This window comes from Clostridium sp. MCC345, assembly GCF_018785345.1.
Lineage (GTDB): Bacteria > Bacillota > Clostridia > Lachnospirales > Anaerotignaceae > Anaerotignum_A > Anaerotignum_A faecicola.
On sequence record NZ_WQPP01000017.1, the window covers coordinates 76,884 to 103,555 of the forward strand.

Annotated in this window: 25 protein-coding genes, 2 tRNA genes and 1 riboswitch; of the genes, 1 reads left to right on the forward strand and 26 read right to left on the reverse strand. The window is 49.1% G+C overall.

Features of this window, described 5'->3' with window-relative positions:
* Positions 1-7: 7 nt before the first annotated feature.
* The 20 genes from hisH to GPK49_RS04595 form a co-directional block, all read right to left on the reverse strand.
* Complete coding sequence (gene hisH, locus GPK49_RS04500) at positions 8-625, reverse strand: imidazole glycerol phosphate synthase subunit HisH (protein ID WP_215676874.1); 618 nt, start codon at positions 623-625, stop codon at positions 8-10.
* On the reverse strand, positions 625-1,212 hold the full coding sequence (gene hisB / locus GPK49_RS04505; RefSeq protein WP_016408006.1) for an imidazoleglycerol-phosphate dehydratase HisB: 588 nt from the start codon (positions 1,210-1,212) through the stop codon (positions 625-627). Before hisB ends, hisH begins: the two co-directional genes overlap by 1 nt.
* A gap of 1 nt (position 1,213) precedes the next feature.
* Positions 1,214-2,287 carry a histidinol-phosphate transaminase gene (gene hisC / locus GPK49_RS04510; protein ID WP_215676875.1) on the reverse strand — a complete coding sequence of 358 codons (1,074 nt, stop codon included), beginning with the start codon at positions 2,285-2,287 and terminating at the stop codon, positions 1,214-1,216.
* Positions 2,284-3,567 carry a histidinol dehydrogenase gene (hisD, locus tag GPK49_RS04515; RefSeq protein ID WP_215676876.1) on the reverse strand — a complete coding sequence of 428 codons (1,284 nt, stop codon included), beginning with the start codon at positions 3,565-3,567 and terminating at the stop codon, positions 2,284-2,286. Before hisD ends, hisC begins: the two co-directional genes overlap by 4 nt.
* Before the next feature lie 22 nt (positions 3,568-3,589).
* Complete coding sequence (hisG, locus tag GPK49_RS04520; RefSeq protein WP_318283835.1) at positions 3,590-4,228, reverse strand: ATP phosphoribosyltransferase; 639 nt, start codon at positions 4,226-4,228, stop codon at positions 3,590-3,592.
* Complete coding sequence (locus GPK49_RS04525; protein ID WP_215676878.1) at positions 4,212-5,339, reverse strand: ATP phosphoribosyltransferase regulatory subunit; 1,128 nt, start codon at positions 5,337-5,339, stop codon at positions 4,212-4,214. The genes hisG and GPK49_RS04525 overlap by 17 nt, the downstream gene beginning before the upstream one ends.
* A 232-nt stretch (positions 5,340-5,571) precedes the next feature.
* Positions 5,572-6,039, reverse strand: a complete 468-nt coding sequence (ribH, locus tag GPK49_RS04530; RefSeq protein ID WP_016408011.1) for a 6,7-dimethyl-8-ribityllumazine synthase — start codon at positions 6,037-6,039, stop codon at positions 5,572-5,574.
* Between the two features lie 47 nt (positions 6,040-6,086).
* Entirely contained in the window at positions 6,087-7,283 is a 1,197-nt protein-coding gene (locus tag GPK49_RS04535) for a bifunctional 3,4-dihydroxy-2-butanone-4-phosphate synthase/GTP cyclohydrolase II (protein ID WP_016408012.1), read from the reverse strand.
* 15 nt (positions 7,284-7,298) lie between these two features.
* Positions 7,299-7,946: a riboflavin synthase gene (locus tag GPK49_RS04540; protein WP_215676879.1), complete on the reverse strand. Its 648-nt coding sequence runs from the start codon at positions 7,944-7,946 to the stop codon at positions 7,299-7,301.
* The gene (gene ribD, locus GPK49_RS04545; protein WP_215676880.1) at positions 7,927-9,033 is read right to left on the reverse strand and encodes a bifunctional diaminohydroxyphosphoribosylaminopyrimidine deaminase/5-amino-6-(5-phosphoribosylamino)uracil reductase RibD; all 1,107 of its coding nucleotides are present in this window, start codon (positions 9,031-9,033) and stop codon (positions 7,927-7,929) included. The genes GPK49_RS04540 and ribD overlap by 20 nt, the downstream gene beginning before the upstream one ends.
* A 186-nt stretch (positions 9,034-9,219) precedes the next feature.
* Positions 9,220-9,334, reverse strand: a riboswitch (FMN riboswitch).
* A gap of 142 nt (positions 9,335-9,476) precedes the next feature.
* Entirely contained in the window at positions 9,477-10,442 is a 966-nt protein-coding gene (locus tag GPK49_RS04550; protein ID WP_215676881.1) for a zf-HC2 domain-containing protein, read from the reverse strand.
* Complete coding sequence (locus GPK49_RS04555) at positions 10,439-11,062, reverse strand: sigma-70 family RNA polymerase sigma factor (RefSeq protein WP_215676882.1); 624 nt, start codon at positions 11,060-11,062, stop codon at positions 10,439-10,441. Before GPK49_RS04555 ends, GPK49_RS04550 begins: the two co-directional genes overlap by 4 nt.
* Before the next feature lie 109 nt (positions 11,063-11,171).
* Positions 11,172-11,245, reverse strand: a tRNA-Pro gene (locus GPK49_RS04560).
* 119 nt (positions 11,246-11,364) lie between these two features.
* A tRNA-Pro gene (locus GPK49_RS04565) sits at positions 11,365-11,438 on the reverse strand.
* Between the two features lie 162 nt (positions 11,439-11,600).
* Entirely contained in the window at positions 11,601-13,235 is a 1,635-nt protein-coding gene (locus GPK49_RS04570) for a polysaccharide biosynthesis protein (RefSeq protein ID WP_215676883.1), read from the reverse strand.
* Between the two features lie 40 nt (positions 13,236-13,275).
* Entirely contained in the window at positions 13,276-15,108 is a 1,833-nt protein-coding gene (gene typA, locus GPK49_RS04575; protein WP_215676884.1) for a translational GTPase TypA, read from the reverse strand.
* A gap of 251 nt (positions 15,109-15,359) precedes the next feature.
* Positions 15,360-15,560, reverse strand: coding sequence for a cold-shock protein (locus GPK49_RS04580; protein ID WP_004036546.1), 201 nt, complete (start codon positions 15,558-15,560; stop codon positions 15,360-15,362).
* Between the two features lie 119 nt (positions 15,561-15,679).
* A complete protein-coding gene (gene rnhA, locus GPK49_RS04585) occupies positions 15,680-16,147 on the reverse strand; it encodes a ribonuclease HI (RefSeq protein WP_016408019.1) in 468 nt (155 codons plus the stop codon).
* Positions 16,144-16,836 carry a 2-C-methyl-D-erythritol 4-phosphate cytidylyltransferase gene (gene ispD, locus GPK49_RS04590; RefSeq protein WP_215676885.1) on the reverse strand — a complete coding sequence of 231 codons (693 nt, stop codon included), beginning with the start codon at positions 16,834-16,836 and terminating at the stop codon, positions 16,144-16,146. The genes rnhA and ispD overlap by 4 nt, the downstream gene beginning before the upstream one ends.
* A 70-nt stretch (positions 16,837-16,906) precedes the next feature.
* A complete protein-coding gene (locus GPK49_RS04595) occupies positions 16,907-17,983 on the reverse strand; it encodes a PIN/TRAM domain-containing protein (RefSeq protein ID WP_016408021.1) in 1,077 nt (358 codons plus the stop codon).
* 312 nt (positions 17,984-18,295) lie between these two features.
* On the opposite strand from GPK49_RS04595, the gene GPK49_RS04600 reads away from it, so the two are divergent.
* Positions 18,296-19,189: a DegV family protein gene (locus GPK49_RS04600; protein ID WP_215676886.1), complete on the forward strand. Its 894-nt coding sequence runs from the start codon at positions 18,296-18,298 to the stop codon at positions 19,187-19,189.
* A gap of 74 nt (positions 19,190-19,263) precedes the next feature.
* Here the strand turns inward: GPK49_RS04600 and GPK49_RS04605 are convergent, their stop codons facing one another.
* The 6 genes from GPK49_RS04605 to GPK49_RS04630 form a co-directional block, all read right to left on the reverse strand.
* Entirely contained in the window at positions 19,264-20,160 is an 897-nt protein-coding gene (locus GPK49_RS04605) for a glycyl-radical enzyme activating protein (protein ID WP_318283836.1), read from the reverse strand.
* A 65-nt stretch (positions 20,161-20,225) separates the two neighbouring features.
* Positions 20,226-22,598 (reverse strand): pyruvate formate lyase family protein, encoded by a 2,373-nt coding sequence (locus GPK49_RS04610; RefSeq protein WP_215676887.1) that lies wholly within the window; start codon positions 22,596-22,598, stop codon positions 20,226-20,228.
* Between the two features lie 59 nt (positions 22,599-22,657).
* A complete protein-coding gene (locus GPK49_RS04615) occupies positions 22,658-23,212 on the reverse strand; it encodes an XRE family transcriptional regulator (protein WP_215676888.1) in 555 nt (184 codons plus the stop codon).
* Positions 23,213-23,469: 257 nt separating this feature from the next.
* A complete protein-coding gene (coaBC, locus tag GPK49_RS04620) occupies positions 23,470-24,672 on the reverse strand; it encodes a bifunctional phosphopantothenoylcysteine decarboxylase/phosphopantothenate--cysteine ligase CoaBC (protein WP_016408026.1) in 1,203 nt (400 codons plus the stop codon).
* Between the two features lie 123 nt (positions 24,673-24,795).
* A complete protein-coding gene (locus GPK49_RS04625) occupies positions 24,796-25,575 on the reverse strand; it encodes a DUF4397 domain-containing protein (RefSeq protein WP_215676889.1) in 780 nt (259 codons plus the stop codon).
* Positions 25,576-25,711: 136 nt separating this feature from the next.
* Positions 25,712-26,638 carry a hemolysin family protein gene (locus GPK49_RS04630; RefSeq protein ID WP_215676890.1) on the reverse strand — a complete coding sequence of 309 codons (927 nt, stop codon included), beginning with the start codon at positions 26,636-26,638 and terminating at the stop codon, positions 25,712-25,714.
* Positions 26,639-26,672: the final 34 nt, after the last annotated feature.

A 26,672-nucleotide genomic window follows, 5' to 3' on the forward strand; every position in this document is an offset into this window, starting at 1 on the left:
CCCTTTCTTACAATTCGCAAAATGCCTTTAGAATCTGCAAGCCGACCTCGCCGCTTTTTTCGGGATGAAACTGCGTGCCGTATACATTGCCGCGCTCCACCGCCGCTGTCAGCTCTGCGCCGTATTCCGTTCTCGCAGAAACAAAGGCATCACAATCCACCCCTGCGTAGGAATGTACAAAATAGACACAGTCGCCCTCATTGATGTATTGAAACAGCTTAGATTTTTCTCTGCCCTTCGGAAAAATCAGCCGATTCCACCCAATATGCGGCACCTTCAGCCCTTCCCCAATCATAGGCGCAATGGGCTTTACACTGCCGCCAACCAAGCCTAAGCCTGCATGCTCGCCATATTCGTAACTTTTTTCCAGAAGCATCTGCATCCCTAAGCAAATGCCAAGCAAGGGTTTGCCGTTTGCCGCTTCCTCCAGAACAACCTGCTCCATGCCGCTTTCACGCAGCTTCCGAATCGCATCCGCAAACGCACCCACGCCGGGCAGGATGATTCTATCCGCCGCCTTGATTTTGGCAATATCATTCGTGACCTCCGCGTCTGCCCCGATGAATTTCAGAGAGCTTTGCAGGGAAAACAGATTCCCCACGCCGTAATCAATAATCGCAATCATCAAAGCACCCCCTTCGTGGATGGAATTTCATCCGCATAATCCTTCTGCACCGCGACTGCCTTCGCTAAGGCGCGCGCCGTTGCCTTGAAGGCTCCTTCTATAATGTGGTGGGAATTTTTTCCTCTGAATTGTAAGAGATGCAGATTCAGCTTTGCATTTCGCACAAAGGCAATGAAAAATTCCTCCACCAATTCCGTATCAAACGTGCCAACCTTTTCCGTCGGAATTTCCAGACCATATTCCAGATGACTTCTGCCGCCAAGGTCAACCGCCGCCAGAAGCAGCGCTTCATCCATCGGCAGAGTGATGTCCCCGTAACGGGCAATTCCTCTGCCCTCGCCCAGAGCATCGGCAAACGCCTGTCCCAGACAAATCCCGATATCCTCTACGGAATGGTGGTCATCCACCTCAATATCGCCCTTGCAGACCACATCCAAATCAAATCTGCCATGCTTTGCGAAAAGCGTCAGCATGTGGTCAAGAAAGCCAACGCCTGTGTTCACACTGCTCCTTCCCGACCCATCCAGCAAAAGGGAAAGGCAAATATCCGTTTCCGCGGTTTTTCTGATAATCTCGCTTTGTCTCATGTCAATCCCCTTTCTGCTCCTGCAAAATCTCCGCTGCTTTCGCAAATAAAACCTCCATCTGTTCGGGCGTGCCGATGGTAATGCGCAGGAAGTCCTCAATTTTTTCCTTGCCCCAGAAGCGCACCAGAACGCCTTTTTTCTTCAATTCCTCATAAAGCACCCTGCCGCTGACGGCGTTGCTTTTTGCAAAAATAAAATTCGCCTTGGAATCCAGAACGGTAAAGCCCATCTCGCGGAGTTTTTGAGTCGTCATATCTCTGGTTGCCGCAATTTTCTTCGCATTTTCCACATAATAAGCATTGCTTTCCACCGCCGCTTCGCCTGCAAGCAGTGTCAAACGGTTGATATTATAGGGATTCGTGGAATACTTGATTTTTTCCAGATCCGCAATGATGCCTGCATCTGCAATGGCAAAGCCCAATCTTGCCCCTGCCATGGAGCGCGATTTACTATAGGTCTGTACCACAAGCAGGTTATCGTATTTCCGAATCAAATCCACACAGCTGGTGCCGCCGAAATCAATATACGCCTCATCAATCAGCACAATTCGGTTCGGGTTCGTTTTCAGAATTTCCTCAATCTCCGCAAGGGAAATTTCCATCCCTGTGGGCGCATTGGGGTTCGCAATCACAACCATTCTGTCGATATTGCAGTAATCCCGATAATCCACGCCAAAATCCTCTTTCAGAGGGATTTTCACACAGTCCACATGATAAAGGTCGGCATAAACAGGATAAAAACCATAGCTGATTTCGGGGAATGCCGCCCCTCTTTCGCTGTCGCAAAACGCCATGAAGGCGAAATTCAGAATATCATCCGAGCCGTTGGAAAGGAAGATATTTTCTGCTTTCACGCCATAAAGCGCCGCCAGCTTTTCCTTCAGCACCCTGCCTGTCGGGTCGGGGTAAAGGTTCAGCCTGCTGACCTCCTCGGCAGAAATCGCCGCCACCACCGCAGGCGAGGGCGGATAGGGCGATTCATTCGTATTCAGCTTTACATACTGCTGATCCTGTGGCTGTTCGCCGGGTGTATATGCCTCCAAGCCCGTAAAACGGGGACTCATAAATCTGCTCATTGGATAACCCCCTTATCTTTTCGCACCAGAGCGGAACGGGCATGTGCCTCCAAGCCCTCTCTTCTGGCAAAGAAACCGATTTTCTCCGCCTCCGCCGCCAGTGCCTCTTTTGTATAGTAAGTAAAGGAAGAACGCTTCACAAAATCATCCACGCCCAAGGGAGAGGAAAACCGCGCCGTACCGCTTGTCGGCAGGGTATGGTTCGGCCCTGCGAAATAATCTCCCAAGGCTTCGGGTGCGTTTCTTCCAAGGAAAATCGAGCCGGCATGGCGGATATCCGCCAAATAACGAAACGGCTCATCCACCGAAACCTCCAGATGCTCCGGTGCAATTTCATTGGAAACCGCGATGGCTTCCGCGATATCCTTTACCAGAATAATCTTTCCGTTATTGTCAATGGATGCTCTTGCGATTTCCGTTCTGGGGAGCAGTGCAATCTGCCGTTCCAGCTCTGCCGTTACCGCCTGTGCCAAGGCTTCGCTTTCCGTCACCAGAACCGCCGAAGCCATTTTGTCATGCTCCGCCTGCGAAAGCAAATCCGCCGCAATGATTTCCGCATCGGAATTGCCATCTGCAATCACAAGAATTTCGCTCGGCCCTGCAATCATATCAATCGAAACCTGCCCGAACACCTGCTTTTTCGCTTCTGCAACAAAGGCATTGCCGGGGCCTACGATTTTATCCACACGAGGGATGCTTTCCGTGCCATACGCAAGCGCCGCAACCGCCTGTGCGCCGCCGATTCTGAAAATACGGTCAACCCCTGCGATTTCCGCCGCCGCAATGATATCGGGGTTTAATTTCCCATCCTTCGCCGGCGTTACCATGCAAACCTCCTTGACCCCTGCTATCTTTGCAGGAATACAATCCATCAGCACCGTAGAGGGATAGCTTGCCGTCCCCCCGGGGACATAAAGTCCCACTCTGTCCAGAGGAATAATTTTCTGCCCAAGCACAACACCCTCGCGCTCCGTCAGCACAAAATCCATCCGTTTCTGCTTTTCATGGAAGGCACGAATATGCGCCGCCGCTTCCTTTAAAACCTCCAGAAACGCCGCGTCCGCCTGTGCATACGCCGCCGCCCGTTCCTCCTCGGAAACCTCAAACACCGCAGGTGCCGCGCCATCGAATTGCTCTGCATAGCGTTTCAGTGCCGCATCGCCGCCTTTGCGTACCTCTGCGATAATCTCCGAAACCACGTCCGCCACATTCGTTTTTTCTTCCTCTCTTGCAAAAATTTCTCCTATTTTAATGTCTTTGTAAGCATAGGTTCGAATCATGCCTTCACCTCATTTCTTCTTATCAGTCTTTTTTTTCCAGATTCTCCGCAATCCTGTCGCACAGCTCGCGAATCCTTGCATTATTGAACTTATAGCTGACCTTATTCGCAATCAGCCTTGCGCTGATTGGCACAACCGTTTCAATCACCTCAAGATTATTCTCTCGGAGGGTTGTTCCCGTTTCCACGATATCTACAATGACATGACTCATTTTCAGAATCGGGGCAATCTCAATCGAACCATGTAATTCGATAATATCAATTTCTCTGCTCTGCTTTCTGTAAAATTCTCTTGCGATATTGGGGAATTTTGTTGCCACGCGCAGGGTATGTCCCCCATCGGGACGTTCTCCCTTCACGCCTGCCACCGCCATGCGGCATTTGCCCATGCCTAAATCCAAGAGCTCATACACATCCGAGGACTGCTCCAGAAGAATATCCTTCCCGACTACACCGATATCCGCCGCGCCGCGTTCCACATAAACCGCCACATCCGAGGGCTTTACCCAGAAATACCGCACGCCGTTTTCCTCGTTTTCAAAAATCAGCTTTCTGCCGCCCTCATGAATAGAAGGACAGCCATAGCCGATTGCCTCAAAAATATCATACGCCTTTTCGCCTAATCTGCCCTTCGGCAGTGCGATGTTAATCCAGTTCCGCAACGATTTCAAGCCCCCTATCCTTCATACAAAGCAGCTGCTTATATTTCACGTTTCCCGTATTTTTTCTCTGCACCAGAACGCTCTGCCCGTTATCGGTCAGCATCTGCGCCGCCTGCGCCAGAGCCGCCACATCCGCGCCCTCCTCATAAAGCAGGAGTGTATCCACATCGTATTCCTTTTCCTTGGAATCAAAGCGTTCCAACAAATCCAGATAAACCGCAAAGCCGATGGCATCCGCATCCTTACCCAATTTCCGCAGCAGGTTGTCATATCTGCCGCCGCTGAGAATGCTGCTGGGCACACCGTTGATAAAGCCCTGAAAAATGATGCCCGTATAGTAATCCATATCGTTCACGATGGAAAAATCGAGGTTCACCTTTTCCTCATTGCCGCCGATTTTCAGACACCGCAGGATATTTCCCAGCTCCTGCACCGCCTGCTCCATTTTTTCATTACAGCAAAGTGCCTTCGCCTGCGGCAGGGTTTCCTCCAGACTGCCATACAGACTCGCCAGTCCCTCCAATCTCTCAGTCAAATCCGCCGCAACGCCGTTTTCCTTACAAACTGCGCGAATCCCGTTAATATTCTTCTCGCTGATGCAATCGAGGATTCTATCCTGCTGTGCATAAGGCAAAGCAACCTCCTCCATCAGCCCTGCCACAAAGCCCATGTGAGAAACGTCCAGTATGTAAGCGTCGCTGATGGTTTTCAGGCTTTTCTGCGCCAGTAAAAGCACCTCAAGCGTGGCGTATGCATCCACCTCGCCGATATATTCCAAGCCAACCTGCATGATTTCCTTGTATTCACCTGCGCCCTTTCTGGCACGGTATACATTTTCGTTATAATACACGCGTTCTGCCGTATCTCGGCTTCCCTTCGTATTCTTCACAATAGAAAGGGTCACATCCGGCTTGAGTGCCAAAAGCTTGCCGTCCAGTCCCGTAAAGGTCAGGATGGCTTCGCTGTGCAGAAAGCTTCTGTTCTCCGCATAAAAATCGTACTCCTCAAATTTGCTCATCTTAAATTTTCGATAGCCATATTGTTCAAATAAGGCACGCAGGCTGAAGCTGACCCGCTCCTCTTTTTTCAAAAGCATTTCTTCCGGTTTCATTCAAATTCCACACCCTTTCTGTTCTGAAAATAGTGTATCGCATTTTAACGCTTTAGTCAAGTAGAACGCTAAAGCATATCCCTCAAATTTTACAATATAGTCTACACGTTTTTGTGCATTCTGTCTAGTGGACATTTGTCTTTTTCCGCTTTTTCTACAATAAAATAGGCTGTTTCTACCTATTTAATAGCAGAAGCAGCCTATTTGCCAAATCTATATCCGAAGAGCCCTTTTATTTCTCCAGTTCCCGAATCAGGTTTACCATCTCAATCGCGCTGACCGCACAATCGTAGCCCTTGTTGCCTGCTTTTGTGCCGGCACGTTCAATCGCCTGTTCGATGTTTTCCGTTGTCAGCACGCCAAACATCACAGGAATGCCTGTTTCCAGAGAAACCGCCGCAATCCCCTTGGAAACCTCGTTGCAGACAAAATCATAATGGCTGGTGGAGCCACGAATCACTGCGCCTAAGCAAATCACAGCATCATATTTGCCGCTTTTCGCCATTTTGGATGCAATCAGGGGAATTTCAAATGCGCCGGGCACCCATGCCACGTTGACATCCTCTTCCGCTACATCATGCCGCACCAGACCGTCCATCGCGCCGCTCAACAGCTTTGCTGTGATAAATTCGTTGAATCTTGCCGCTACAATACCGATTTTAATCTGCTTCGATACCAGTTTACCTTCAAATGTTTTCATTTTTATTCCCTCTTTTCTTTCATTTTTTCCTTAATATTTCAGATTCTTTAATATTTCAGATAATGCCCCATGCGTTCCTGTTTTGTTTTCAGATAGAATAAATCATGTGTTGTTGCATCCATCTGGATCGGCACGCGCTCTGTAATTTCAATCCCAAATTCCTCCAGCTGATATACCTTATCGGGATTGTTGGTCAAAAGACGCATGCTTTTTACGCCCAATTCGCGCAGAATCTGTGCGCCGATATAGTATTCTCTCTGGTCGCCCTTGAAGCCAAGGGAAAGATTTGCTTCCAAGGTATCCATACCCTGCTCCTGCAATTCATAGGCGCGCAGCTTATTGATTAAGCCGATGCCGCGCCCCTCCTGCCGCATATAAAGCAGGATGCCGCGCCCTTCCTTTTCAATCTGCGTCATAGCAGCGGCAAACTGCTGTCCGCAGTCGCACCGCAGGGAGCCGAAGGTATCCCCTGTCAGGCACTCGGAATGAACTCTGCAAAGCACATCCTTGCCATCGCCGATATCGCCCTTTACCAGTGCTACATGATGCTCGCCATTCAGCAGATTGACGAAGCCATACGCCATAAAATCACCGTATTTCGTGGGCATTTTAACAGCTGCCTTCTGTTCTACCAGCTTTTCATGGCATTTGCGGTAATTCTGCAAATCCCGAATGGTAATGAATTTGATATCCCATTGCTTTGCCAGCTTCATCAGCTCAGGCGTACGCATCATGGTACCATCCTCACGCATGATTTCGCAGCACAGCCCACATTCCTTCAAGCCTGCCAGTCTGCATAAATCAACGGTTGCTTCGGTGTGCCCTTCCCGTTCCAGAACGCCGTTTTTCTTTGCCAGGAGAGGGAACATGTGACCCGGTCTGCGGAAATCCTCAGGCTTTGCATCATCCGAAACGCATGCAAGCGCTGTGATAGAGCGTTCTGCCGCAGAAATGCCTGTTGTGGTTGCCACATGGTCGATGGAAACCGTAAATGCTGTTTCGTGATTATCCGTATTCTGCTGTACCATCTGCGGAATCCGCAATTTCCGCACATATTCCTCAGACATAGGCATACAAATCAAGCCCTTGCCATAGCATGCCATGAAGTTGATGTTTTCTGTGGTTGCAAATTCTGCCGCGCAGATGAAATCCCCTTCGTTTTCCCTATCGGGATCATCTGTTACCAAAATGATTTTGCCGTTGCGCAATTCCTCCAGCGCTTCCTCTACTGTGTTAAACTGCATGATGTATTCTCCTCCTTAAAATCCGTATTTCGATAAAAAATCCATTGTAATTGTATTTTTCGGCTGCTGCTCTGCTTTCGGACAAATCAGCTTTTCTACATATTTTCCAATGATATCCGTTTCCAGATTTACCAAATCGCCTTCTCTGCGGTTCTTCAAAATGGTTTGGCTGACCGTATGCGGAATGGCAGAAATGGAAAACTCGCTTTCTCCGACCTCCGCCACTGTCAGGCTAATGCCGTCAATGGTTATGGAGCCCTTTTCAACGATATATCGCATCAGCTCCGCCTTCGCCTGTATGGTATACCAAATGGCTGTATCATCCCGACGCACGCGGATCACCTTTCCCACACCGTCTACATGGCCTGCAACGATATGCCCGCCAAAGCGTCCGTCTGCCGCCATAGCTCTTTCCAGATTCACAGGCGTTCCCATTGTCAGCCCTGCCAGAGAGGAACGGTTCAGCGTTTCGTGCATCACATCTGCGGAAAAGCCATGCGAAAATAGCTCTGTTACCGTCAGGCAAATGCCGTTGACCGCAATGCTGTCACCGATTTTGGTTCCCTCCAAAACCGTATCCGCATGAATGGTCAAGACCGCAGAATGCTGTCCGTGCTTGATTCTCTCAACCCTTCCGATTTCCTCAACAATTCCCGTGAACATCTCTGCTCACCTCGCTCTCTATCAGAAAATCCTCTCCCAGAGGAATGATTTTGCTGTTCTTTAAATAAAATGCCTCCGCCGGCGTTGCAACGCCCTGCCCCTCGATGGGGGTTTTTGCCGTCCGTCCGCCGAATAATTTCGGTGCGATATATGCCTGTACCTTTTGCACAATGCCTTCCTCCAATGCTGTCCAATGGAGTGTGCCGCCACCCTCTATCAGAATGCTGTCAATTTCCCGCTCACCTAATTTTTGCATCAATTCCTGCAAATCAACATGCCCGTTTTTTTCGTTCACCTGTAGGATTTGACAGCCTGCCGCCAGATATGCCTCCTGTTTTTCCCTATCCGCACAGCAGGTTGCAAGGATGGTCGGTATTTCCTTCGCCGTTGCAACAATTTGCGTATCCAACGGTGTGCGAAGGTGTGTATCGCAAATAATGCGAATCGGATTTTTTCCGCCCTCCATCCTGCAATTCAGCATGGGATTATCTGCCAATACCGTTCCCACACCCACCATAATTGCAGTATATTTATGCCTTTGCTCTTGCACATGTGCTCTTGCCGTTTCCGATGTAATCCATTTGGATGCACCTGTGTAGGTTGCAATTTTTCCGTCCATCGTCATCGCATATTTCATTACCACAAAGGGACGCTTTGTTTGAATATAGTGGAAAAACACCTCATTCAAGCGATCACATTCCTCCTCCAGCATGTGCTCCGTTACCTCTATGCCATGCTCTCGCAAAATCCGAATTCCCTTTCCTGCCACAAGCGGATTGGGGTCTGCCGAACCGACCACCACGCGCCGAATGCCTGCCTCCAGAATGGCATCTACACAGGGCGGCTGTCTACCCTGATGGCAGCAAGGCTCTAATGTGACATAAAGCGTCGCTCCCTGCGGCGATTTTTTGCAATTTGCCAATGCGTTTCGCTCTGCATGCGGCTCACCGCATTTTTCATGCCACCCCTGACCGATGATTTCACCATCCTTCACAAGCACTGCCCCTACCATCGGGTTCGGTGCCGTCCATCCGAGCCCATTTTTCGCAAGCATGAGTGCAAGCTCCATATATTCTGAATCCTTCATAGAATCCCTCCAGACAGATTTCAAAAATACAAAATAAAAAATGCTCCGAACAGAATCGCTCAGAGCATCAGAAACACACACCAAAAGACTCCCTGTGCCCAAATAAGAAAAGCTCCGGAATGTTCAAAAACAATCCAGAGCAGATATCTCAAAAAGACACAGAAAAGAAACACTTTTCCTACGTTCATCCATCTTCTTTCATCCAGACTATACTGTCGGCTTCGGAGTTTCACCGAATCATGCCTTGCGGCTCGTGGGCTGTACCACCGGTAGGGACTTTCACCCTGCCCTGAAGATTCTATTTATTTACGAGACCAGTATATGCGTTTGTCAGAGATTTGTCAAGCTATTTTTTGCAAAACATATCAAAATTCTCTGTCCCCAAGAAAATTTCAGCAAAAAAAGAACACGGCTTTTCTCGCAAAAATCCACCGTGTCCCTTTTTATTTTTCCGTTACCGAAATGCTGATTGTGTGCGATGCACCGTCCGCCTCGCCTTGGAAAAGCGCCTGTATTTCGCCCAGCTTGCCGACCTGCTCCAGAAAATCCGCATAATTTGCCACAGGAATCACCGCCTGAATCACATCATCCACACTGCTTCCCTCATAACCGCCGGCTTCCTCTATGCTCTTACGAATTGCCTGCAAGGCTGTCTCTTTTTCCGCCACCTGAAGTGTCATGCTGTCCGCCGCATCGCTGTCCGCAGCGCGTGTGCCGCTCACCAATGTCTCGCTGTCCATCGCATTTTCCGCTTCACTTGCATATAAAGCTGCTTTCGGCATGGTTGCCGCTCCCTCCGGCAGAAAAGACTTTGCCGTTTCCTTCGGAGTTGTTTCTTTCGGAGTTGTTTCTTTCGGAGTTGTTTCTTTTGGTGCTACTTTCTGCGAAACAGGTTTTTTTACCTTCTTTGTTTCCTGCTCAGAAAAATCCTCCTTGGTATCGGATTTTTCCGCCGCATTGTTCTCTGTCGCGCTGTCCGCCGCAATCTGTTCTGCCGCTTCCTCGCCCGTATCCGCCGTCAGCGCAGTATTCTCAAACAGAATCTGCTCTATCTCCTCGTTCTGGTTCTGCCGCATTTCCAGCATCCCCCTCGTGCCGCCTGCCACCACAACCACAAGCACCGCCGCCGCGATCATGCTCATCTGCTTCCAGCCATGCTTCTTCTTTGCAGGGAAAGGCACAATCTTGCGTTCCGCCTGCAGCTTCTGCATCAGCTCTGTATGATAGCCTTCAGGGAGTTCCTCGTCAGGAAGGCTCGCCAAAGCGTTTTTCATTTCCTTCTGCTGCGCCAGCTCTTCTCTGCAAGCCGCACAGCCTTCCAGATGCGTTTCGATTTCTGCTGTTTCCTCTGCCGTGGTTTTGTTTTCCAAATACGCCCAGAGCAGCTCTTTCACTTTATCACAATTCATTGCCTTCCCTCCTTTCCTCTCTTATGACGAATAAAATGTGCATCTTGTTCCCGTAATTTTAAAATTTCCTGCTTTAATTGATTTCGCCCACGGGAAATACGACTCTTCACCGTTCCCAGCGTAAGCTCCAGAATCTCCGCAATTTCCTCGTAGGAAAGCCCCTTGATATCCCGCAGGATAACCGCCACCTTATGCTCCGGCGAAAGGCTCTCCAATGCCTGTAAAACCTCGCTTTTCTGCTCCTCTCGAAGCATGCTTTCCTCCGGTGTTTCGCCCGCATCCGCAACCTGCCGCTGCATGCTGCCTTCCTCGCCTTCCAGCTCTTCCTCTAGCGAAAAACTCTGCCTGCCCTTCCGCTTTCGCATTTCATCAATGCAGGTATTCGCCGTAATGCGGTAAATCCATGTAGAAAACTGCGACCGTTCGTCAAAATTTCCGATATTCCGATACGCCTTCAGAAACACCTCCTGCGAAATATCCTTCGCATCCTCGCTGTGGTTCATCATGCGCAGTGCCACGTTATAAACGATCTTTTCATGCTGTAAAATGAGTTCCTCAAAGGCGTGCATGTCCCCCTGCTTCGCCCTCTTGACCAATCGTGCCTCGTTCTGGTCGGTCATAAACGGTTCACCTCCGTAGGTCGTGCCGATTCTCTCTTTTTCCAATTTTTTTCAAATCACTGCCGAATATGAAAAAAGAGACGAATCATATTCGTCTCTTAAACTGCCATCGAGGCGACAGGATTTGAACCTGCGACCTCTACATCCCTAATGTAGCGCTCTACCAAGCTGAGCCACGCCTCGATATTCCTACCGCTTATTCAGCGGCTTAATTATGATACCACAGGATTATATTCCTGTCAATTCTTTTTTCTTCTTTCAAAAGCTTCCGAAAGAATTTTTTTATAAATCTTTTATAAAAATCGAGGCGACAGGATTTGAACCTGCGACCTCTACATCCCTAATGTAGCGCTCTACCAAGCTGAGCCACGCCTCGATATTTTTTACCGCTTTTGTTCAGCGACTTTTACATGTTACCACAGGATATTCTTTCTGTCAACAACAGATTTTATATTTTTTCAAAATGTATCCAAAAAAATCCTTTTTTATAGAAAAATCCACCGAATCTTCCGCAAAATCATTCGGTGGATTTCTGTTTTTATAACAAATGCAGCCGTCTGCAAACGCGAATCAGCTTGCCGCCGCCGGGCACTGTCTGCAAGTCCTCCTCCACGATACCCTTGATGAGCAGCATCACCAGACCATACACCGCAACCGCAATGCAGATTGCAAGCAGTGTCGCGATGGTGTTGCTCTGCAAAAGCTGATAGAACACATGATAGCTGCCAAGTGTTGCCGCCGCCATGGCAGCAGAGCCGATAATCGGCTTGAGAAAGCTACCCATGATATCAAATTTCGTTCCCGTCAGTCTGCTCAGCATGATTACATCAAAAACGCCTGCAACCAGATAGCAGCCCGTTGTGGAAAGCACCGCCCCCAGAACGTTAATAGAAGGAATCCGAATCAGAACCATGTTCAGAATCACCTTTGTAATGGCACCCAGAATCGCACCGACCACGGGCACCTTAATATGTCCAATCCCCTGCAAAATCCCCGTAGAGGTCTGGCAGAGCGCAAGGAAGATAATCGAAACACCGCCAACCGTCAGCAGTGTACCGCCGTCGCTTGCACTGGGAAACAGCATGTGGATAATCTGCGGCCCAAGCGCACTGATACCAACCGCCGCAGGCACAGAAATAATCATGGAAATGCGGTAGGTCAGCGCCATTTTTCTGCGTACCTGCTTCCGCTCCTTCAATTTTACCGATGTGGCAATGCTCGGCAAAGCCGCTGTTGCAACCGCCGTAGAAATCGTAACGGGCAGTGTGGTCAGCGTGACATATTTCCCGGAAAGCTGTCCGTACAAAGCCTTTGCGTTCGCTTCGGAAAATCCAATCTGCTGCAAAATTCTTACCACCATCCCCATATCAATCAGGTTGGTAATGCTGAATACCGCCGTACCTGCGATGATGGGCCATGCCGTCTGCAAAACTCTGCCCATCAGCTCACGCTTCGTTTCCTCGTAGGGCTGCTTGCATCGCTCTGCTCTCCAAAGCAGATACGGGCGAATCAGACAGTAGGCAAAGACCACCACAACCAGACCTGCCAAAGCGCCAATGCCCGTCCCCATCGTACCACCGGCAGATGCCAGAGGAATGTTCTTCGTCATCCCTTCCGGAATATTGATGCTCATAAACACCCATGCCAGATACACACTGAAAAAGGCGTTGAACACCTGCTCTACAATCTGAGAAATCGCGGTCGGCACCATGGTACGCATCCCTTGGAAATATCCGCGGAATACGGACATGATAGCAACAATCACCAAAGTCGGGCAAAGCGTCAGCAGGGAATAATAGCTGTCCGCAATATCAATCATATCTGCCAGTCGGTGTGCGCCAAGTCCCATCACAACTGCAAAGAACGTGCCAAAGCAGGTGGAAATCACCAATGCCGCCTGAAAGACGCGGTGTGCGTTTCGGTATTGCTTCAGTGCGATTCGCTCGGAAACCAGCTTAGAAATTGCCGCAGGCAGTCCTGCCGAGGACAAAATCAGCAGAAAGGTATAGATATAGTAGCCGCCGGCATAAATCGCATTCCCCTCGTCCCCAATCATATTGGTTAAGGGCCAACGGTATATAAAGCCCAAAAAACGTACCAGCAGGCTGGCTGCCGCCAGAATTGCCGCCTGTTTTACGAAGCTGCCGCCCTTTTTCTTCGCTTTTGCCGCCATGGTGCACCTCTTTCCCAAAAATCCTAATCAGAACCGCTTCTTAGCTGTTTGCGCGGTTTTTCGCCTTTCTGCGCTGGGTATTATCCAGAATCTTTTTCCGCATACGCAGATTCTGGGGTGTTACCTCCAGCAGCTCATCATCACTGATAAATTCCATGCACTGCTCCGGAGACATCGTGATATGCGGTGTCAGCTTCAGCGCATCATCAGAGCCGCTCGCACGGGTATTTGTCAGCTGCTTTTTCTTGCATACGTTGATATCCATATCATCCGCACGGGCATTTCTGCCGACAACCATGCCCTCGTAAACCTTTGTGCCTGCGCCAATGAACAGATCCCCACGTTCCTGCGCGTTATACAGACCATAGGTGATTGCTTCGCCGCTTTCAAACGCAACCAGAGAGCCCTGCGAACGGGTCACGATATCCCCCTTATAGGGTTCGTAGCCATCAAACAGGGAGTTCATAATGCCGTTGCCTTTGGTATCCGTCATAAATTCACTGCGGTAGCCAATCAGACCTCTTGCAGGAATAGAAAATTCCAGTCTGGTATAGCCACCCTTTGCAGGATACATATTTGTCATTTCGCCCTTTCTGCTGCCCAGCTTTTCGATAACATTGCCGACAAATTCCTCAGGAACGTCAATCGTTACCGCCTCCATAGGCTCGCATTTCTTGCCGTTAATCTCTCTGAACAGCACCTCCGGCTTAGAAACCTGAAATTCGTAGCCTTCTCTGCGGAGTGTTTCGATCAGAATGGAAAGATGCAGCTCCCCTCTGCCGGAAACCTTCACGCTGTCCAAATTATCCGTATCCTCTACACGCAGGCTGACATCTGTATTCAGCTCCTTGAACAGTCTGTCACGAATCTGTCTGGAGGTAACATATTTCCCCTCCTGCCCTGCGAAGGGGCTGTCATTTACAGAGAAATTCATTGCCAGTGTGGGTTCGGAAATCTTCACAAAGGGCAGAGGTTCGGGCTTTTCGGGGGAACAGATGGTATCCCCGATCATGATATTTTCAATGCCGCTAAGCGCAACAATATTGCCGACGCTCGCTTCCTTTACCTCCACTCTCTGCAAGCCCTGAAATTCGTACAGCTTTGTGATACGAACCTTTTTCTGTGTTTCCGCATTGTGCATATTCAGAACGACAACCTCGTCATTGACGCGCAGTACGCCGTTTTCAATCTTACCGATGCCGATACGGCCCAGATATTCGCTGTAGTCAATCGTGGAAATCAGAGCCTGTGCAGGTGCATGCACGTCCCCCTTGGGTGCAGGAATGTGGTTGATGATTGCTTCAAACAGGGGCTTCATATCCCCTTCTCTTGCATTGGCATCCTCGGACGCATAGCCGCCTCTTGCAGATGCGAATACAAAGGGAGAATCCAGCTGGTCTTCGTTTGCATCCAGCTCCATGAACAGCTCCAGAACCTCATCCACAACCTCATCAGGGCGTGCTTCGGGTCTGTCCACCTTATTTACGCAAACAACAACAGGGTGATTCAGCTCCAATGCCTTGCGCAAAACGAATTTTGTCTGGGGCATAGGGCCTTCAAACGCATCCACCACCAGCACAACGCCGTCTACCATTTTCAGCACACGCTCTACCTCGCCGCCGAAATCGGCATGTCCGGGGGTATCAATGATGTTAATTTTGGTATCGCCATAGTTTACGGCTGTGTTTTTGGAAAGAATGGTAATCCCTCTTTCCCGTTCAATATCGCCGCTGTCCATGACTCTTTCCTGTATCTCCTGATTGGAACGGAAGATACCGCTCTGTCTGAGCAGCTGATCCACCAATGTGGTTTTGCCGTGGTCAACGTGGGCAATAATCGCTACGTTTCTGATATTTTCAATATTCTGACTCATTTAGAATTACTCCAATCGTTTCAAGTTTTTCTTTTACATTATCTTCTGTGTGACACTTAATTGTAGCACACCATTTTCTCGGATGCAACGATTCCAAAGAAAAAAACGCCCCCATCTGCCGATAATTTCCAAAAAAATACACTTTTTCGGCATAAAGAAAGACTCTCCTGACGGAGAGCCTCTTTGTTGCATAACCAAGCTCAAATATATGTCTGAATGCTTTCGCACTTAGGTCAAATAAAGAAAATCGATTAAGCACGTGTTACGTTTGCAGCCTGAGGGCCTTTTGCACCCTGTACTACTTCAAATTCAACTTCCTGGCCTTCTTCCAGTGTTTTGTAGCCTTCAGCCTGAATTGCGGAGAAATGTACGAATACATCGTCTTCACCAGGTACGGAGATGAAACCAAAACCTTTTTCTGCGTTAAACCATTTTACTGTACCTTTTTTCATTCTTTAAAATCCTCCTACTTGAGATAGATAAAAATTTGTTACAGTTTGATATTAGCATAAATTTCCGTCAGTGTCAATCCGATTTCCAGTGAATCACTTGGGATTCGCTCGACAAAGCATTACATTTTCCCATAATTTTCGTCCTCCTGCAGGGCTCCGTTCTGGATTGCCATCCGCGCCAGTTCATCGCATCTTTCATTGCCGGGGTTGTCCGCATGCCCCTTCACCCAGAGGAAGGTCACCTGATGCTTTTCCAGCAGCAAAAGCAGCCGCTCCCAGAGGTCAACATTTGAAGCCTTCTCCTTTTTGTTCCGCATCCAGCCGTTCTGCCGCCATTTCACAACCCAGCCCTTTTCTATCGCATCCACCACATACTTCGAGTCACTGTAGAGGTTCACCCTGCAAGGCTCCTTCAATGCTTCCAGTCCTTTGATAACCGCAAGCACCTCCATGCGGTTATTTGTTGTCAGACGATAGCCTGCGGAAAGCTCCTTTTTTGCACTGCCATACAGCAGCACAACGCCATAGCCGCCAGGGCCTGGGTTGCCCGAACATGCGCCGTCCGTATAAATCGTCACTGTTTTCATTCGGTTTCCTCCTTCAAAAATGCCGCGCCAATCAGCAAATCCTCTTTTGTCGTGATTTTGATGTTGCGGTAGCTGCCCATGATAACCCGCACAGGAAAGCCGCTGTGCTCCGCAACAGAGGCATCATCCGTTCCCAGAAAGCCGTCCGCCTTCGCTTTTTCGTATGCCGCAAGAATTTCCTTTCGGCGGAAGGTCTGCGGAGTCTGTATCTGCCGGAGGGTACTTCTGTCCGGCGTGGCAATCGCAAAACCCTCCGCATCGCATACCTTAATCGTATCCTTCGCAGGCACCCCTGCCACACAGCCGCCTGTCTCCTTTGCCGCCGCAATGGAGCGTTCCAGAATTTCCTCCGTCACAAACGGACGCACACCATCATGAATCAGCACAATTTCCGTATCCTGCGGCACCTGCTGCAAGCCAAGGAATACAGAATCCTGCCGTTCCTTTCCCCCCTCCGTTACGGAAATGATTTTCTTCCAGCCGTATTCCTGCGCCATCTGCCGCACATCCTGCAGGGCATCTCCTCCTGTCACCAGAATGATATCCCGAATACACGCCGCTTTTTCAAATTTTTCAACCGTATGTGCAAGAATTTCCTTTCCGCAAAGGGGCAGAAACTGCTTGCTGATTTCCGTTCCCATGCGTCTGCCCTTTCCTGCCGCTACAATCACAGCCGTACTGATGCTCATCTTTTTTTCCTCCCGATTCAGCAAAAATGCGAAATCAAACAGGCTGATTTCGCACTTTTGCTCTCTTTATTTATGCCGCAGCAATCATTTTTGTAAAAATCATACGTCCTGCCGCTGTCTGCAATACGCTCGTCACAATCACCGTAATCGTCTCGCCGATGTGCTTACTGCCGCCGTCTACCACAATCATCGTGCCGTCGTTCAGATACGCAACGCCCTGTCCTGCTTCCTTGCCTGCCTTGATGATGGTAACCACCATTTCTTCTCCCGGCAAAACCACAGGCTTCACCGCGTTGGAAAGCTCATTGATATTCAGCACACGCACGCCCTGAAATTCCGCAACCTTATTCAGGTTAAAGTCATTCGTCACCACGAAGGCATCCATGCTGTCCGCCATTTTCAGCAGCATGGAATCCACCTCCATCTGCTGACCGGGATGAAAGCTCTGAATTTCTACAGGAACTGCCAGCTGCTTCTGAATTTCGTTCAGAATATCCAGACCTCTGCGCCCTCTTTGACGCTTCAGGCTGTCCGCAGAATCCGCAATATGGCGCAGCTCCTCCAGAACAAAATCAGGGATGATGATTTTCCCTTCGATAAAGCCTGTTTGCAGCAAATCCAGAATTCTTCCGTCAATGATAACACTGGTATCCAGAATTTTCGGTCTGCCGTAAATGGAATCCTCCGCCGTGCTGGGAGGGGTTGTCATCAGCACCTCCTTCAGCGTACGCACGTTCACATCATCCTTCTTTCTTCTGGCAACGCGAATCCCCAGAATCCCGAACAGGATGTTCAACAGCACCACGATAAACGTGCCAAGTGCGCCAAAGCCATTGAATGCCATGCCGATGAGGTTCGCCAGAACCAGCCCGACAATACAGCCGATAACGGAAAGCGAAAGCTCCTTCAAGTTCATTTTGGAAAGGCGTTCCTCTGTCTGATTCAGCCGTTTCAGGAGCAGACCTGCCAATGGCGTAGCAAGTAGAAAATAAAATATAAGTCCGACAATTACCGCTATCACCGTAGGTACATATACCGGCAATTTATGTTGAAATTTGAATAAGTCCATAAAAAGCACTACATGCATTAACGCATAGGTCGCCGCTGTTGCAATCAAGCTTATAATCAGCTCTAATACTCGTTTCATGTTTTCACCTCCTTTTCTTTTTGGGGGTACTTCCCCTTATTTTAGTCTAACTTATTTTTTCTTGTTTGGCAAGGAGTTCTTTCCCTTCTCTCCCGTTAAATTCCCGTACAGAAAATCCTGTCATTTTTTCTGCAAAAAAGCAGCAGAAACGCAGTGCTTTCATGCACAAACAATATTTTGTGGTTTTTTATACTACATAATGTGTTTCTGATGTTGAAATTTCCGTTCTGATTTGTTATAGTATAGCAAGACCACCGCGGAAGACCATTTCCGCAGAATCATTTGAACGTCTGAAGGTAAGGAGAGAATAGTATGGCAGAGTATCAAATTTTCAGCGATGGTGCCTGTGATATCGGCTTTGCAAAGGCAAAGGAATTAGGAATCGGGTTGATTCCCTTTTATATTTCGATAGACCATGAAACTTATTATAAGGAAATTCAAGAAATCTCTTTAGAGGAATATTTTCGCTATATGACAGAGGAAAAGGGCTACCCCAAAACCTCCCTGCCCTCCATTCAGGATTATATGGATGCATTCCGCCCTGCCCTCGAAGCAGGCAAGGACATCATCTGCATCACCATGACGCGCACGCTGACCGCCTCTCTGGAATCTGCGGTAACGGCAAAATCCATGCTGGAGGAGGAATTCCCTCATGCGCAGATTCACGTCATCAATTCCTGGGTGGCAACAGGCGCGCAGGCCCTGCTTCTGATGGAAATGGCGCGGATGCAGAAGAACGGAAAATCTCTGAATGAGGTGATTACATACGCGGAAAAAGCAAGAGAGGATGCCCGCATTCATTTCATGGTCGGGGATTTAAGCTATCTTGAGATTGGCGGACGCATCGGCAAGGTTGCTACCATTTCCGCAGGACTTCTGAAAATCAAGCCCATCATCATTTTAAAGGGCGGCGAAATCTGCGCAGGCGGTATCTGCCGTGCCAGAAAAAAAGGACTTGCACAGATTGCATCCATCACCGCAAAGCATTTCAAGGAAACCGGCGAAAATCCCGCACATTATATCGCAATGCCCGGCACAAATACCATCTGGGACGATATGGACAGCTTTTATGCTCTGCTGCAGGAAACGGTTCCCGGCATGGAATTCCTGCCTCCCTTCCAGATTGGCGCGACCATCTCCACCCACACCGGTCCGGGGGCAACAGGCTTCTGCTTCGTCAAGAAATACGAATACTATCATATATAAGGCAAAAACAGATAAAAACAGACATCCCGTCAGGAAGGTGCGCCCACCTGTGACAGGATGTCTGTTTCTTTTGTTTATTTGAAGTCCGCAAGAGAAATGCCGATTTCCCGCAAAATCCCCTTCAGATGCTCCATTTTTTCTTTTGTGGGAGTTCCAAATGCGGCATCGGGCAAATCTATCCCCAGTGCCTCATATTTCCCAAAGCCAAATTTATGATACGGCAGAAGCTCCATTTCGGCGCGCGGCAGATATTTCTTCACAAATTCGCCGCTTTTGCGGATATTTTCCTCATCCGCATTCACGCCCTCAATCGTCGGAATCCGAATGACCACTCTTGCCGAAAGCTCCGCCAGCCGCTTGATATTTTCCAGAATCCGTTCATTGGGAACACCCGTAAATTTTTCATGCAGGGCAGAATCCATGTGCTTCAAATCCATAAAAATCAAATCCATCCGTTCCAGAGAGCTGCGTACCCGTTCAAATTCAAAATAGCCGCAGGATTCTATATCCAGACTGAAGCCCATATCATACAGACGGGAGGAAAGATACTCCAGAAGCTCAGGCTGCGCCGTTGCTTCGCCGCCGGAAAAGGTAATGCCGCCGCCGGAATTGCGGTAAAAAAGCTGATGCTTTGCCGCTTCCGCAATGATTTCATCCGCATCCGCCAGAGAAACAAGCGCTTTTCTTGCCCCCTTGGGACAAGCCGCCACACATGCACCGCAGCTGACGCATTTTCCCCGTTCTGCATTCAGGTCAATGCCGATTCCCTTGGGACAGACCGCCGCACACGCGCCGCAGCCGATGCACAGCCTTGCGTAAAAGCCGACAACAGGGTGCTGCCTCAGTCCCTCCGGATTCGCGCACCATTTGCAGTGCAGCGGACAGCCTGCCAGAAAAATCGTGGTACGAATCCCATCCCCGTCATTGACGGAAAACGGCTGCATCTGCATCAGATAACCCTTCATAGCCATTCCCTTTCTTTCTTTTTCATCGACAGCCGCAGACGCTTTGCATCTGCGGCAATTTTTATGCTGTCTTAAAATTCCTCATGTGCGTTTCTTGCCATGATGGAATCCTGCATGGATTTCGACAAATTGACAAACTGCGTACTGTAGCCTGCCACACGAACCAGCAGGTCTCTGTAATTTTCGGGATGCGCCTGTGCATCCTTCAGCACCTCGTTGGAAATGGTGTTGAACTGCACATGGAATGCGCCCAGTGCAAAATAGGATTGGAGCATTGCGCCAAGGTTTGCGCGCCCTCTCTTTGTTGCAACCAAATCGTGATTCAGACGCAGGTTCAGCAGTGTGCCGCCGCTGTGAATATCGTGATTCAGCTTTGCGGAGGAACGCAGTGCCGCAAGGCAGGTAGAGGTATCTGTGCCGGTATAAGGGGAAACGCCCTCGTTGATGGGGTCCTTCGCCCTTCTGCCGTCGGGTGTTGCGCCAAGCACCTTACCGGTCGGCAGGTAGTTGGAAATACCCATGAACGCCGTTACGAAATGATGCCCGTAGATATCCTTATAGGATGTTACATCATGATAGAAATAATCTGCCAGCTTCTTCGCAATGCTGTCCACATAATCATCGTCATTGCCGTATTTGGGTACCGCCTGCGCCTTTGCACGCAGGGCTTCATAGCCTTCCCAGTTGTTGTTCAGTGCATCAATCAATTCGGAAAGCGTTACGCTCTTTTCTTCAAATACCAGCTTTTTGATTACAGCCAGAGAGTTTGCCGTAACGGAAAGCCCAACGCCTGTGAATACAGGCCCGATGTTGTATTTTGCGCCGCCGTCCACCAGATCCTTGCCGTTTTTCACGCAATATTCATTGCAGGCGGACAGGAACGGACGGGGTGCCTGTTCCTTATGGATTTTCTGCGCAGTCAGCAGGCTGATCACGCCATGCTTTACCATATAGGAGAACTGTCTGAACAACGCAGCCTCGATTTCCTCATAGGAGGTAAAGGTTTTCGGGTCTTTTTCGGGCAGGGCAACCTGTTCACCCGTCAGGCGGCTCTTGCCTTCATTCAGCGCAAATTCCAATGCCGCCGCAAAGCTGATATTGCAGGAGGAGGTCCATTCAAAGGTCTTTCTGGAATGAGGTACAACACAGCCGCAGTTATTCCAGTCTCTTGCGTCCTCAGGTTCATAGCCCAGATTACGGAGCATTTCGTAGCCTGTTCTGTCGCTATGGATTGCAGGGAAGCCACTGCCTGTGGAAACAAGGTCTGTCACTGCCTCCATAAATGCGGGAGGACAATCCGCATGGATACGGCAGCTCAGGGTCGGCTGATGGCATTTCGTTTCCTTCGTTGCCTGAATTGCCATATAGGAAATATCATTTGTGCCATCCCTGCCGTCCTTTGTGGTGCCGCCGACGGTCAGATTTTCAAAGTTGGTATAGCCTGCGAAGAAGTCCGCTGTGTTTGCGGAAATCGTCCAAGCCCATTCGCTGTATTTCAGCCACAGGCACTCTACCAGTTCCAGTGCGGTATCGTAATCAATTTTGCCTGCATCCAAATCTGTTTTATAATAAGGATAGATATACTGGTCGAAGCGTCCGGGGTTCAATGCCAGAGGGTTTTCGGAGATAATGCCGCCCAGCTGTACGAACCATGTGAACTGGATTGCCTCACGGAAGGATTTCGGGGGATTTTCGGGAACGGCTTCACAGGTTGCCGCAATTTCCAGAAGCTCCGCCTTTCTCGCTTCGTCCTTTTCCTCTGCCGCCATTTCTCTTGCCTTTTCGGCATATCTGTTTGCCAGACGCACGATACCATCGCAAACCAGAACGATGGAACGATAGAAAATCAGCTTATCCTTTTCTTCGGGGATCGCTTCGTTCAGCTCTGCCATGTAGCCCTCTGCTTCCTTCTTAATGCCGCCGAAGCCCTTGGGGAACAGCTGATCCACATAGTCCGGGGACATTTCGCCGATGCCGTTGCGCCATTTGGAGTCGGTATCCACAAAGCCCGTATCTACGCCGATTTTCTTTGTTTCCGCGGAGGTGCGCGCCAGAAAAGCATCCTCAACGGATTTTCCCTTCCAATAAGGGAAGATATTTTCTCTGATATAGGCTCTCTGCTCGTCCGTCATTTCATAGGGGTCCTGTGGACGGCTCGGAAAGTTATCCATTTCATCATCGACCCATTTCCACGCAAATTCGGGTGTCAAAATGCCGCATTTGCGATATTCGCCGCTTGCGCCGACAATCAGCTCGCCCTCAAAAATATTGACGCAAAGCTCATTACAGGTATCATAAAACGCCTGTGCGGTACGAATCTGCGCAGGCATGCCTTCCGTTCTTTTGAAGGATTCTGTCCAGATTCTTGCGCGTTCATAGGAAATGGACGGCTTGGTATTGATATAGTTCTGACGGATTTTCTCAATTCTGGGTGTAATGCTCATCTGATTCACCTAGCCCTTTCTTCGCTTCGGCGCAAAAAATCCGTTATAACGGTTATTTTTTATTTGTCATAATAAATGACCATACAGATTTTTGTCTTCTGCGTGCCGTGACATTCATAAACATGGGGCTTATTGGCAAGATAGCGAATCCCTTCGCCCGCCTCTACCACATATTCCACACCATCCACAGTCAGCCGCAGTGCGCCTTCAAAAACAAGTACAAATTCCTCTGTTCCATCCTCATGGGGAACAGATTCCGAGCGAGTGCCCGGCTCCAGCTCAATGCTGAGCATTTCGAATCTTCTTTCTGCATCGTAGGGAAAAAAGGGAAACAGCCGAAACCGCCCCTCATCGCTCAAAAGCGGGGAAACCTCGCCCCTTTGGATGAGCTGGGTTTCTGTCTGCCTGCCCTCCAAAAGAGCGGTAAAGGAAATATGCAGCCCAGTCGCAATCTTCCAGAGCGTTGCCACCGTGGGGCTGGATTCCCCTCTTTCAATCTGCCCCAACATGCTTTTACTGACTCCCGTCTGCTCTGCCATGCTGTCAAGGCTAAGCTTCTTTTCCTTCCGAATCTGTCTGAGATTTTCCGAGATTCTGCTGCTCATCGCATCCATGTGTTTCCTCCTTGGTTCGAACCAACCGCCATCGAAGGTCAATGGCGCAAATGCGTGCGTTATGACGCATTTCTACTGTTACTGTATCATTTGCATTTGTCTTTGTCAATCTGTTTTGACCGTTTTTACGAATAAAACAGACGTTATCGCATACAAAAATTCCGTCTCTTTTTTATGCAATCTGCCTATTTCGCAAGAAAAGCCCTGCCGCAGACCTTCCATGCGACAGAGCTATTCTATTTCCAGCCATTCTGTTTTCAGCCCTTCATTGCCTTCAGTTTCAAAATTTCATCCAGAATCTTATGTGCAACCTCAGCCTTGCTCAGAAGCTCCAGCTGAATTTCCTCCTCCTTGGAAATCATCGTTACCACATTCGTATCCGTGCCGAAACCACTGCCTGCAATCTTAAGGTTATTGGCGACAACCATATCAATATTCTTCTTATCCAGCTTCACGCGGGAATTTTCCAGCATATTCTGGGTTTCCATGGAGAAGCCGCAGTAGAACTGACCTTCTCTGCGATGCTCGCCCAGATATTTCAGAATATCCTGTGTTCTGTCCAGCTCGATGGACATTTCGCCGTCCTTTTTCTTTGTTTTTTCATCACTGTAGCTTTTGGGCTTATAATCCGCAACCGCCGCCGCCTTGATGATGATATCGTTATCCAGAAAACGAGACTTCATTGCCTCAAACATATCCCCTGCGCTCTTTACCTGCACATAATCCACAAACATAGGGGGCTCCAGATTTGTCACACCGCTGACAAGTGTTACCTCCGCGCCGCGCAGCATTGCCGCCTTCGCCAGCTCATAGCCCATTTTTCCTGTGGAGTGGTTTGTAATATAACGCACAGGGTCTACGCTTTCCTGTGTCGGACCTGCGGTGACAATCACTTTCATGCCGGCAAGGTCTTTTTCATGCGCGATTTCACGCAGGATATGCCCCACCAGAACGTCCTCAGAGGGCATTTTTCCATCCCCGATATCCCGACAGGCAAGCAGTCCCTTTTCGGGCGCAATCACCGTAAAGCCATAGCCCTCCAGCTTTTTCAGATTATCCTGCAAAATGGGGTTATGATACATATTGGTATTCATGGCAGGCGCAACGATTTTTTGACAGGTGCAGGCCATAGCCGTTGTCGTCAGCATATCATCCGCAATGCCGTTTGCCAGCTTGCCAATCACATTTGCGGAAGCAGGCGCAACCAGAAGCACATCCGCCTTTTTCGCGATGGAAATATGTGCCACATGGAACTGGAAATTGCGGTCGAAGGTATCTACCATACATTTATTGCCGGTCAGTGTTTCAAAGGTAACAGGCGTAATAAACTGGCAGGCATTTTCCGTCATGATCACATGCACATCCGCATGCAGCTTCACGAGCATGCTTGCCACATTTGCCATTTTATACGCAGCAATGCTGCCTGTTACACCCAGAACAACAGTTTTCCCTTTTAACATGATGATTCTCCTTTATTCGGTTATACTGAAATTTATCGTGATTTTTCACGATAGGTATTGACAATAGTATAACAAAGGATACGCCATTCGTACAGGTTTTTTGAGAAAAAATCCATAAATTTCTCACTTTCCGAAGTCCAGATAGGTCACACCCTCAAGGGGGATCAGCACCTGCAGACCTGCCCTGTCCGCGCGGCTGCCAACCACATAAACCGTATACGCCTTGCCGCCCTTGAGGTTCACTTTGGGATGCTCCACAAGGATTTTGCCTGTGTCAGTCTCGCGCAGCTTAAGATTATGACTGCCGGGAGCTGTGGTGAGGTAGCGGCTGATTTCCTCATAGCGTAAATCGGAAAGCACCATGCGGTCATCCCAGTAAACATCCATAGCAGGGGCAGTCGGTGAAAGCTGCACAAAGCGGATATACGCCCGATTAGGGCTGAGGTAACGGTGGCTGTCCTCGATGGTCAGCGTAGAAAGCGCATCTGCCAGACCTGTCACCGCAACGGTATAAATGCCGCCGGACTGCACCTGCAAGCGCAGAACGGTCAGAGGATTTGTGACGGTTCCTGCGCGGTAAATTGCAATGCGGTACCACCCCGGAAACAGCTTCATATATTCCGTAAAATGCTGATAGCGCAAATCAGCAGCCACCTTCCGCCCGTTGGCGTAAATATCCACGCGCGTTTCCACGGGGCTTGCATTCAGAAAGCGGATGTAGCCAAAAAGCGTAATCCCCGGAATAATGGGAATCACCGTCACATTTGCATTGCTCGGCAGAATCGGAAAGCGGCGCGCGGCGCTCTCCTCCTGCGTCAGCGTTTCCTGCATGGCTTCTTCCTTGGTCAGCGGCAGGGGCATTTGTAAAGCTTCACTTATTTCATACCGATTATTATTGGGCATCAGAAATTCCATCCTTTCCTTGCGTTCTGCTTTTTTGTGTTCTACTTTAAGGTATGGATGGACAAAATCTTCTGTGCAGGTTCTATGCAGGCACAAAAAAGACACGACCGAAAAAAAATCAATCGTGTCCGTTTTTTTATTCCTCGTCAGCCTTTTTTTCTGCTTCGGCTTCTTCCCTTTCCTCCTCCGGCAGCTTTGTTGCCAGAACCTTGAGGATACGCTTCTCCTCAAACAGCTCTACGCTAAAGAGCCAGCCGCAAAGCTTCATTTCTATCGTTTCGCCCTCCTCAGGGATATGCCCCAGCTGCCCGATGAGATAGCCGCCAAGGGTATCGTAGTCCTCATTTTCCTCGAAGGTAATGCCAAGCTGTTCCTCTACGTCCTGCAAATCGGTCGAGCCGTCAATGCGGTAAACACCCTCCGAAACCTCAGTGATGTCCTCTTCCTCTTCCTCGTCATATTCATCGAAGATATTCCCGAAGATTTCCTCCATGATATCCTCCATGGTGACAATGCCTGCCGTGCCGCCGTATTCATCAATGACGATTGCCATGTGTACCTTCTTCACCTTCATTTCCGCAAGCAGCTCGTCCACCTTTTTGGAAAATGGGATAAAATAGGGCTTCATAAGGATTTCCTTCAGATGGAAATGCCCCTCCTCCACACGGGTTACATCCGCAAGGATATATTTCACCATATCCTTCACATGGTACACCCCGACAATATTATCGATATTATCATCATACACCACGATACGGGAATATTTTTCCTCCGCCGTGACGTTTTTGATTTCCTCCAGAGTTGCATCCACGGGAACAGCAACAATATCGGTTCTATGGGTGGCAATATCCCCTGCGGAGCTGTTGCTCAGCTCAAAGATATTATTGAGCATCTCCTTCACGTTTTCATCAATCGTACCGCTGTCACCGCCTGCGTCCACCATCTGACGGATTTCCTCCTCCGTCACATCCTTTTCGTTTTCCTGTACACGATACCTCCCAATCAGCACCAACGAAATGATGTTGAGCAAAACGGAAAGTATCAGACCTATATAAGTCTCCAAGGTCATCCTCCTTTAAAAATTTTCAAAATACATA